This is a genomic window from Streptomyces sp. H27-C3, assembly GCF_030063415.1.
Taxonomy (GTDB): Bacteria; Actinomycetota; Actinomycetes; order Streptomycetales; family Streptomycetaceae; genus Streptomyces.
On the sequence record NZ_JASITA010000034.1, the window covers coordinates 74,535 to 84,872 of the forward strand.

General features: G+C 72.4%; 6 protein-coding genes and 1 pseudogene. All 7 read right to left on the reverse strand.

Features of this window, described 5'->3' with window-relative positions; translation table 11 throughout:
- Window positions 1-3 precede the first annotated feature (3 nt).
- On the reverse strand, window positions 4-1,248 hold the full coding sequence (locus QMK30_RS28460; protein WP_283521199.1) for a TIGR02679 family protein: 1,245 nt from the start codon (window positions 1,246-1,248) through the stop codon (window positions 4-6).
- Window positions 1,239-5,393 (reverse strand): TIGR02680 family protein, encoded by a 4,155-nt coding sequence (locus QMK30_RS28465; protein ID WP_283521200.1) that lies wholly within the window; start codon window positions 5,391-5,393, stop codon window positions 1,239-1,241. The genes QMK30_RS28460 and QMK30_RS28465 overlap by 10 nt, the downstream gene beginning before the upstream one ends.
- Window positions 5,390-6,625, reverse strand: coding sequence for a TIGR02678 family protein (locus QMK30_RS28470; protein ID WP_283521201.1), 1,236 nt, complete (start codon window positions 6,623-6,625; stop codon window positions 5,390-5,392). Before QMK30_RS28470 ends, QMK30_RS28465 begins: the two co-directional genes overlap by 4 nt.
- Window positions 6,622-8,196, reverse strand: coding sequence for a TIGR02677 family protein (locus QMK30_RS28475; RefSeq protein WP_283521202.1), 1,575 nt, complete (start codon window positions 8,194-8,196; stop codon window positions 6,622-6,624). Before QMK30_RS28475 ends, QMK30_RS28470 begins: the two co-directional genes overlap by 4 nt.
- Window positions 8,197-8,322: 126 nt before the next feature.
- Complete coding sequence (locus tag QMK30_RS28480; RefSeq protein ID WP_283521203.1) at window positions 8,323-8,577, reverse strand: hypothetical protein; 255 nt, start codon at window positions 8,575-8,577, stop codon at window positions 8,323-8,325.
- Window positions 8,574-9,341: an SDR family NAD(P)-dependent oxidoreductase gene (locus QMK30_RS28485; protein ID WP_283521204.1), complete on the reverse strand. Its 768-nt coding sequence runs from the start codon at window positions 9,339-9,341 to the stop codon at window positions 8,574-8,576. The genes QMK30_RS28480 and QMK30_RS28485 overlap by 4 nt, the downstream gene beginning before the upstream one ends.
- Window positions 9,338-10,247: pseudogene (locus tag QMK30_RS28490) on the reverse strand (fumarylacetoacetate hydrolase family protein). The gene QMK30_RS28485 and the pseudogene QMK30_RS28490 overlap by 4 nt, the downstream one beginning before the upstream one ends.
- Window positions 10,248-10,338: the final 91 nt, after the last annotated feature.

The following is a 10,338-nucleotide window of genomic DNA, read 5'->3' on the forward strand; positions in this document are numbered from 1 at the left end:
CCCTCATCCGAGATCGGACAGCAGGTCGTTCAGCACCGCCTCCTCCTCCACCCGCACACCTGACTCCTCCAACGCGCCCGGCAGGTCGGGGTCCCACGGGGCGTCGACCCGGGCCCCGGCGAGGGGTGGGCCGACGGGCTGCGTGCGCACCGCGGCGCGGTAGTCGGCCGCGGTGTAGCGCCAAGGGCTCCAGGGGACCCGCCGCAGCAGGGCGGCGGCGATGCGCAGGCCTCCCCAGTCGAAGTCCCCGTGGTAGCGGAAGCGGGCGCCGTGTGTGTGGAGATGGCGCAGGAGGGTGAGGGCGGCGGCGGACGGCTGCCCCTGGAGGCAGACCAAAGGTGCGCAATCCGCGCCGTACGTGTCGGCGGCCGCGGCGAGCACGGCCGGGTTCTCGCAGATCCGGACCGTCGGCGGCGCCGAGAGAGGCGGGCACCGGGTCAGCTGCCGCAGAGTCAGTACGGCGGGCTCGCCCGCTTCGGCCATCCAGTCCAGGGCAGGAGTGCCCCTCAGATTCAGGGTGAGCACGGTCGAGGACAGCTCGTCACGCAGTAGTCCCACCGAAGCCCACACCTCGCGTCGCCACTGCGCGCCGCTTCCGTCCGGAAAGCCGGTCAGCGCCCGGACGCCGGAGAGGGTGAGGGTACAGAGGGGGGTTCCGTCGTCCAACGCATGTGCGCTGCCGAGGTGTTGGGCGGAGAATGTGGGCAGCGACACCGGCGGCTCCACCGGGAGGGCAGCCAGGGCGGTGGCGGCCCGGCCGAGCAGGTCGGCCGCAGCGGTGGGCGTACCGGCGAGGCGCCGTACCAGCCCGTCGCTCCGGAGCCGCTCGACCCAGACTTGCAGTGCGGGGACCTCGTCCGCCAGGGTGTCGACCGGACCGTACGCCTCCTGCCAGGACCGCTGTTCCTCGGCACGGGCCTGGCCGAGGAGCGTGACCGGCCCGGTGAGCGCGACCACTGCTGCGGCCAGCCCCGCCGGGCTGATGCCGGAGCGGCGCAGCAGGTCGTCCACCGCGTCGAGCCGCACGGACAAGGACCGCCCGCTGCCCGGGGTGCGCCCCAACAACCTTTCAGCGGCTGATCGTTGGCCTGCGGTGGGCACACTCAGCGAGACCGGGCCGATGAGTGGTTGCCCGCGCTCCAGGCGCCGACGTGCGCGGTCGACCAGCCAGCCGAGTCCGGGGTCGCCAAGGAGTCTGCGCAGCCGTACGTCATCGACGGTCACGGCCGTGACGGGAGTCAGCTCCACTGCGGCTCCGATGCACCGGCCGCTTCGGCCCGAGGTACCGGAATCGGATGCTCGGGCCTCTCCGGGTCCGGACCTCGCCGCCTTCGCGTGCCGTCCCACTCCCACCGGGTGACGAGCACCGCCGCGACCTCGTCGATCCGCGACAGCTGGGCGATGGCGATGCCGGGCACCTGCGGGTAGCAGGCCCACTCTCGTTCGCTGGTCATCACGACGTCGAGGTCGAAGGCGTGCAGCAGTCCCAGGCACTTGGCGCGCGAGTCGTCGTCCACTCCGGCGAACGCCTCGTCGAGGGTGACCAGGCGCGGTGCGTACGGGCTGCCCGCGCTCGCGTAGTGGGAGGACGCGGCGGCGAACAGCGGCACCGAGACGGCCAGTACCCTCTCGCCGCCCGACGCGGGTCCAGTGGCCGGGACCCAGCGGCCCTGCTGGTGCCGCTCGACCCCGAACTCGTGCCAGGTCCGGTAGTCGAGTGCGGCGGTGAGGTGATCCAGCCAGCTGCCCGACGCGTCGTCGGTGTGCTGACGCGCGATCTGCTCCTGGAGGAACTCGCCCACGGCCGCGCGGTCCTCGGCGGTCCAGATGTCGGCCGACCGACGCAGCCGGTCCCGGGCATGGGCGAGCCCGGCGGGAGCCTTGCGGGATGCCCGCCACACCAGCCTCAGCCGCATCCCGGTGGAGGTCGGCCGCTCCTCCAGCTCGACGTTCATGTCCCGCACCTGCCTCTCGGCCGCGCCGATCAGCTCCTGGAGTGTCCCCGCGACCTCCGTGACCAGATGGGTCTCCAGGATCTCCCGTTCCCGTGCGGACAGGATGCGGGCGAGCTCGCCGACCTCGACGGCCAGCGCCTCGGCCAGTTCCGGTACGGCTCGTTCGCGGCCCTGGTAGACGATGTCGACGACCATGCCGTCCTCCACCATCCGGGCGGAGGCCCTGTGCCCGTGCCGGGACAACGTGTCCTGGAGGGTCTTGAACTCCTCACTGAGCCGGCGCTGCACCCGTTCCCACGCGCTGTCGGAGTCGTCGGTGGCGGACAGGCCCGCGTCGATGGCGCGGGCCAGCGCGATGGCAGGGGTGGCTGCCCATGCGCCACCGTCCACGGCGGGCACCTGGATGTCGGGCAGCGCCACGGCCATCAACCCGGTTGCGGTGAACCGCTGGAGCGCGGCGATGGCCTCCGTACGCGCCTCGGCTGCCTCTCTCAGCCCTTCGTGCAACTGCTCGATACGGCCTTCGGCCTTGCCCGCCGCCCGATCCGCTTCGGCATGGCGTTGGCGGCTGACCCGCTGCTCGCTCTCGCAGACGCGCAACGCCTCCGCGGCCTGCGCCAGCATGCGCTGGAGTTCGTCGACGGCGGCGCCGACCGTGGAACGCAAGGTGGTGAAGCGTTCGTCGGCGGCTGCCGCCTCGCTCACCGCCTCCTTCGCGCGTGCCGTGAGCTCAGCGGCTCGCTCCGCGGCCTGTCCGGCCTCGGTACGCTCGTCCTCCGTCCGCCCGGCCGCCTCGCCGCGTTCACGCAGGGCGGGCCAGAGGGCGGCCAGCGCCGCGGCGAGGGAGCCGAGCGCGTCACGCACCGCGGCCAGCCCTTCCTGATCGGCCGGCATCCTCAGGTCCTCGGCCGCCCGAGCCAGATCGGCCGCGGCCGACTCGCTCTGCTCAGCCGCCTCCAGGAGGGCGGCGGCCCGCTCGTCGCGCCGTTCGCCGGTCCGGTGCAGGGCCTCGGCGGCGGCTGCCACACGCGCGTGCGCGCGGTTGAGGGCACTTTCATCCGGTACGTCCGCCACCTCGGCGTCCAGGACCCTACGACGGGCGGCCACCGTGGCAGCCAGTTCCGCGATGGTCGCCAGTTCTCCCTGAAGAAGGTCGAGTTCGGCACGGATGGCTGCGATACGAGACCGCCGAGCGGCCTCACGCGCACCCTCGCCGATGTACTCGGCGGTGGTCTTGGCCCATCGGCCGGTCAGCGCGCCGACCCGGAAGCGCCCGTCGACCGCCGCCCAGGTTCCGGCTTCACCACCCGGCGCGTCGGCCACCGCACCGGCCGACCCGGCGCCGATCGCGGCAAGCAGCCGGGCGACCGTGCCCTCTCCCACGGCCGCGGCCCCGGCGTCCCCGTGGTCCACGGCCGGGCGCAGCAGTTCCGCGAGCGACGCCCCCCGCACCGGACCCTCGGCCGGGGCGAGCAGCATCTCGTGGCTGTCGGCGTCGAGAACGGCGCCGTCGGGGAGTACCCAGGCGTCCAGCATCCCGGACGCCTCCAAGGCGGCCTCAAGACCGGCGCGTTCCTCCTCGGCGAGCTCGTCCTTGAAGTCCACCAGCCGCCACAAGGGGGCGCCCGTCAGCCGATCACGCAGACGGGGGGTACGGGTGAGCGGCGGCTGCGGCGGACGCCGCCCGCCGGCCTCCAACGCGGCCAGTTCCTGCTGCAGCCTGCCGGCGTGTTCGGTGAGTTCGGTCCGGCGCAGGGCGGCCCCGGCAGCCTGCTCGGCCAGGCGCGCGGATGCGGCGCTGTGGGCGCGCGCGGCCTCGGCCCGCGCCGGGTAGGGGCCGTCGAGACGGCCCACCCACTCCTGGAGTTCGTCCAGCAGGCCGGGCTCATCCGGATAGGCGAGTTCGATCCAGCCACGGGCGCGGGTGCGGACCTCGCCCAGCAGCGCCCGTCCGGCGTGCGCCACGTCCTCCTCGGCCAGGCCGAGTTCCGCTGAGGCCGCGGCCCGGTCGGCATCGGCTTCGTCCAGTCGGACGGCTTGCTTGCGCCGTTCCTCCGAGGCGCGGGCAGCGACCTGAGCGAGGCCCTCCACATGGGTGAGCGCGCGTCGGCCCCGCTCCACGGACTGCTCGACGGAGCTGCGCAGTTCACTCGTGGTGAGCCCGTCGTTCCTTGGTAGGACGACCCGGGCTGCGCCGGCCGCCTCGCCCGCCTGCCGATAGGTGTCCTTGGCGTGCCGGTCGGCCGCCCGCAGCCGGTTCTCGGCGGCACCGAGCCGCTCCAGGCCCTTGTTGTGCAGCCGTACCGCCTGATCCCGGTCGCTCCGCGCACGCTCTGCCGCGCGCGCCGTGCGATCCGTCTCATGGTGTGCCTGGTCGAGATCCTTGGCGCTGCGCATCTCGGGGCTTTCGCGCAGGGCGGCGTCCTGGGCACGGAGCCGGTTCTGCTGTTCCTCCAGCGCGTCGGTCAGCTCCGCTGCCGCCTGCCGCTCCTCCTCGGCCCTGGCCTGCTGTGACTGCGCCTCGGTGAGGTCCCGTTGGCGGTGCTCGTAGCGGGAGTGCTCGGCGCGGGGCAGACGGGCGCGGCGGCGGGTGGCGATGCGGGCGTAGCGCCGGTAGTGCTCCAGGAAGCCGGCGGCGGCACGCTCCGCGGCGGAGGCGGCCGCCAGTTCGGCCTTCTCCTCGTCGAGCGAGCGGAACGCCTCGGCCACGTCGGCGATGACGGCCTGGTCCACCGGTGGCAGGGCCTCGGTGAGCGCGCGGGAAAGGGCTCCCTCGTTGGGGCGCTTGGACAGCTGGGGCTGGCGCAGCTGGACGAGCAGGTCGACCAAGGCGCCGTACCGCTGCTCGCCGAGCCCGAAGAGTGCCTCGTCCACGGCTCTGCGGTAGGCCTTGGCCTGGTCGTACACCATGCCGTGGCCGACGACGGCTTCGACGAGACGGTCCCGCGAGAGAGCCGTGCCGGTGGCGTCGATCAGGCTGAGGAACCCCTCCGCGGGTGTGCCGGGTCCGTGGTGGACGCGCTGGCCGGTGACCGCGTACCAGTGCCGGGCGATTCCGCGTCCGCTCACCGCCTTCAGTCCGCACAGCAGTGTGCGGAAGTGCTTCTCCCCGCTGGTCGCGTCGAGTCTGCCGAACTCGATCCAGGTGTAGCCGAGGCGCTCGGTGTGCGGGTGCTCCCCGCCGAGCAGGAGGTTCCACTCCATCCGCTTCCCGGGGTCGCCGTCCGGTTCCACCCGTCGCGGGCTCAGGTCGCCGTCGAGCAGGAAGGGCAGGGTGAGCGCGAGCACCTTGGATTTGCCGGTGCCGTTGTTGCCTCGCAGCAGCAGGCGCCCGTCACGGAAGTGGAATTCCTCCACGTCGTAGTGGAAGAGGTCGACGAGCCCGATCCGCAGGGGCTGCCAGCGGGTGCGGAGCGGCTCGGGGAGTGCGATGGTCACGCCTGACCGGCCTTTCGCTGTGCCGGCATGCGTACGTTGCCGGGTGGGAGTACGACCGGTGCGCCGACCGCGTAGCGGGCCAGCGCGGGGCGGGGCTCGGCCCCGTCGGCGCTACGGGAGACCAGGCCGAGGGCGGCGAGCCGGGCGACGGCCTGCTCGACGAGCTCGCCCTCCATGCCCGGCTCCCGCGCGTTCTTGGCCCAGAACGTGCCGTGCTCGGCGGCGAGTTCCCGTACCCGCTGGGCGAGCTGGTCAGTGGTGACCGGCCCGCCCGCCCTGGCCAGGTACTCGGCGAGCAGCAGGGTGATGTGGCCGTGGGTGCCCTGCTCGGGCATCCGTACGTCGGTGAGGTCGTCCTCGGGATCGACCATGGCGATGCCTTCGGCCCGGATCTCGGGCACCAGACCGGTCAGGTCGGCCACGCGGGCGGTGAGGAACCCCCGCTGCCTGGTGAGGTAGCTGAGCTCGGCGTCGCTCAGCTCGTCGTAGTAGAGCACCGGATCGTCCAGAAGTCTGCGGGTGAGTGTCTGCCGCATCGCACGGAAGCGGAGGTCGTCGCTGTCGAGGGCGGTTTCGGCGACGAGCTGCGCCAGCCGGTCGGCGGTGGCCTCGGCTTGCACGGTGGAGGGCCCACGACGCGTCGCGAGCAGTCCTGCCAGCACCCGGCGTTCGACGTCGTAGAGCACGTCGCCCGCGCCGCTCACATACGCGTCCTCGTCTCCGGCGACCCGGCGCAGTACACCGAGACTGAGCAGGAGCCGTACGACAGCCGCGAGGTCGAGGCGCTCGTCCCGGCGGTCAAGAGTGAACTGGATTCCCGACGCGACGAGCCCGGGATCGGTCGCGTCGAGGACGACCTGGTCGGCAAGACGGCCGAGAGCGATCTGCGACTCGCCGCGCTCCAGGGCGGCCAGGGCCAGGCAGAGCAGGACGTAGCGACGGCGGGTGAAGGGGGTGGCGGCACGGGCCGCCTCGCGCGCGGGGTGCGTGGCGTCGTCGAGCACGCCGGGGATCTTGCGCAACCGGGCGGTGTCGGCGTCCACATGGAGCGGCCAGCCGGTGTTGCGGTCGAACCACTCGCGGAGTTCGGAGGCATGCCGTCGCACGAGCCGGAACTCCTCCGCGTGCCTGCCGTGGGCGAGGAGGAGAGGCTGCTTCAGAAGGGCGCGGGCGGCCCTGCGGAGCTCAGCGGCATGTTGCCCGTCGAGCACCTCGGCCAGTGGCGTGGTCATCGTTCGCCTTCTCCGTGCGGGGGTTCGTCGGTCAGGTCGACGATCTCGATGAGGTGATCGGGCCCGCGGAACGTCCCCGACGGCGTACGGATCTCCGCCGCCGGTCCGTCGGCCAGTGCGCTGAGCCTGATCTCCATGGAGCCGTCGTTGCTGGTGGCCACGGTGTGCCGCATACCGGGCCGCCACGTGGCGAGTGCGTCACCGAGCAGTTGGAGGAAGAGCCCGAAGGACACCGGGTCGAGCTCGCCGAGTTCGGACAGCCTGACCGTTCCGTCCGTGACGAGCCGGGCCCGGGCCGCGGCGATCTCGGCCACCTGCTTGGCCGCCACCTCGGCAAGGTGGCGACGCCGCTCCCGGCGATCCTCGACCTTGCGGGGTTTGCCCCGCCGCTCGTAACTTCCGGTGCGGCGCAGCTGCGGGCTGATCCGCAGCGGCTCAGCGGCGGCCCAGGGAGTGGCCGCGGGCACCGGTGCGGCCACGCGGGCGGCCAGCGTGTCCGCGTCGATCGTGAGGTGACGGGCGGGATAGAGCCCGAAGGCCGCCCGCCACAGCTGGTGCCGCGACGCGTCGTCGCCGGCCTCGGCGAACCAGCGGGCGAGCGTGCGGAAATCGGCGGAACGGTCGGACCGCCCGGCCCGGCGCTCCCCCAGCACTCGGACGACGGCCAGCATCTGCGGGATCGCTCCCAGAGCACGGCCACGCAGCAGTCTGGCCTGCGACTCGCGTCCGTTCCGGGTGAGGAACCACGCCGCGAGCCCGTCCCAGCGACCGGCCCAGTGCGCGTGCGCCTCCTGCGCGGCGTGCTCCGCCTCCTCAGGCGCGGCGTCGGCCGCTTCCCGCCCGGCGGCAGCCCTGAGCAGGACCTCGATCCTGCCCGACTCCTCCAGCTCCAGGATGAGCTGGGCGATGCGCCCGCCCAAGGTGATCAGGTCCTGGATGAAGCGCTCCAGATACTGGATGAGGCGATCCTTGTAGGCGAGAAAGACCGCCTCCTCCACCTCATGCAGATCAATGGTGCGCTGCAACGAGCCCATGAACGCGCGCGCGTTTTCGGCGAGAGCGGCGAACCGGCTCGCGAGCGCGTCGAACGCGAGGTACGTCTTGCCGGGATCCGGCTGGTCGTCGGCGGTGAGCACGAGGAGGGCCCGCAGCTGCGTGACGATGTCGTGCAGTGCGATGGCCTGGAGGGCGCCGCGCCGCCCGAGCGCCTCGTCATAGGCGGCAAGGGCCTCCTCGGCTGCTTCCCCGGCCCGGGTCAGCTGATAGATGAAGCGCTTGCGATAGAAATCCTCGACGGCGCTGACACGCCCGGTGTCGGGGTCGGCCCGTAGATTCCCCCACTCGACCAGCTTGTCCAGTGCCTTGACGACCCCGTCGAGTTCGCCGGGCCGTACCTCCCCGGGCAGCGCGGCGTGCACGTCCTCGGGGCGCAGATGCACGGCAAAGTGTTCCTTGGCCATGACGAACGCCCGCATCACCTGGCGGTAGAGGGCGGTGTTCTGCACGGTGAGGTGAGCGAAGGGACTGAACCCGCCCGGCCCGAGGTCCGGAGCGGCGGCGCTGGTGGTCATCAGCAGCCATTTTGCCGCAGCGGCAGCACTCGAGGACAGAGACCCCAGCACTTGGCTGATTAACGCCGGTATGCGGACAGTGTCCGATCCCGTACCGACTCCCTACCACCGGTGACGACGGCGATCTCAATTCGCGCGCCCGTACCAGTCGACGTCACACGTCGGCAGGTACGGGCGAGACCTCCGTCTGCTGATGCTGGACGTACCCGTGGAGCGCTTCAGCCACTTGCGGCCGGCCGACCAGGGCATGGTCGTGTGCGGCGGCCCGCCGATGACGAGGGCGGCCTCGGCGACCTCGGCGGCGAAGCGCAGCGCGGCTGCCCGGCCCTGGCCGCGTGCGGTGCCGGAGACGAGCGCGACCTTGCCGGAGAGCCTGCTCACGAATCCTCCTCGGGGAGATCGGGGAGAAGGGCGTCGGAGATGGACTTCGTCCCGCCGTGCGAGGTGAGCCCGCCGTCGACAGGGATGTCCGCGCCGGTGACGAAGGACGATGCGTCGCAGAGCAGGAAGGTGACGACCGCGGCGACCTCGGCCACCGTGCCGGAGCGGCCCAGCGGGGTCTCGCGGAGATTGGCCTCCCGAAAGGCTGGGGCGGCGGAAGCGGTCATCGGGGTCTCGATGAACCCGGGGTGGACGCAATTGACGCGGATGCCCCGAGGGCCGAGTTCCAGGCAGGCGGATCGGGACAGGCCGCGCAGCGCCCACTTGCTCGCGGTGTACGCCACCGGGTAGTGGCCGGTCAGCGCGGCGGCGGAACCGATGTTGACGATGGACGAACCCGGCGGCATGAGCGGTGCCAGGTGCTGGATGCCCAGGAGCGGTCCGGTGACGTTGACGGCCTGGACGCGGTCGAAGTCCGCGACGGTGACCTCACCGACCCGGGCCCGCCGGTTGATCCCCGCGTTGTTGACCAGCCCGTCGACCCGGCCGTACGCGTGACGCAGCCAGTCCGCCAGCGCCGCCCACTCCTCGTCGCGGGAGACGTCCAGGGTCCGCTGGACCACGCCCTCGGTCTCGGTCGCGAAGGGCTGGGCATCGGTGGCGATCACGTGGGCGCCCTCGGCCGCGCAGGCCGCCGCCTCGGCGGCGCCCTGGCCGCGGGCGGCCCCGGTGACCACGACGACCTTGCCCTGAAGCCTGTTCACGGCCGGCTCCGGGGGCGCGTGCGGCCCTGCGGGAGCGGTATGAGGCCGGGTCCCGGGGACGACGGTGTTGGAGACCGTGCCGAGGGCGTCGGCGGTGAGCGTGACGGTGTCGCCAGGCTGGAGCGGGGGCGGATCCTGACAGCCGCGCACCCCCCAGAGTTCGGCGAGGCAGCCGCCGTTGCCGCAGGTGCCGGAGCCGAGAACGTCACCGGGGCGGACGGACGTACCCCGGGAGGCGTAGGCGATCATCTCCTCGAAGGTCCAGCTCATGTTGGACAGCAGGTCCCGGCCGACGGCCTCGCCGTTGATCTCAGCCGTGAGACCGAGTCGGAGGAAGCCGTCGGCGTCGCGGTACGGCTCCGCTTCGTCGGGTGTGACGAGGTACGGGCCGAGGGTGGTGGCGGTGTCCTTGCCCTTGCAGGGGCCGAGGTTGACCTGCATCTCGCGGGACTGGAGGTCGCGCGCGGACCAGTCGTTGAACAGTGTGTATCCGGCGATGTGGTCGCGGGCCTGCTCCGGCGTGAGGTCGCGGCCCTCGCGGCCGACGACCACGGCGACTTCGAGCTCGAAGTCCAGCACGTGGCTGCCCGGGGGGACGGGGACGTCGTCATGGGCGCCGATGAGGGCGTAGGGGTTGGTGAAGTAGAAGGTCGGCGCGTCGTACCAGGCGTCCGGGACCCCGGCGACACCGTCGACGCTGCGGCGTACACCCTCGATGTGCTCCTCGAAGGTGACGAAGTCCCGTACGGAGGGCGCCTCCAGCGGCGGCAGCAGTCGTACGTCGGCCAGCGCGACCGGATCGCCGGGGGGCGGCGGTTCGGTGCCGAGGCCGGAGCGGATCAGGCCGAGCAGTGTGGTGCCCTCGGGGAAGTGAGGTTCCCCCGTTACTCGGGAGATGCTGATCAGCTGGTCAGGGAGGGTTGACGGGGTTTCAGGTTCGCTCTTCTGGTCGTTGCCTGATCGGAGTAGTACCTCTCCTCGAACTCGATCGGGCTGA

Coding starts and splice junctions, on each gene's coding strand:
- QMK30_RS28475 (WP_283521202.1), bottom strand. CDS start 8,196: ATGACCACCAGCGCCGCCGCTCCGGACCTCGGGCCGGGCGGGTTCAGT.
- QMK30_RS28470 (WP_283521201.1), bottom strand. CDS start 6,625: ATGACCACGCCACTGGCCGAGGTGCTCGACGGGCAACATGCCGCTGAG.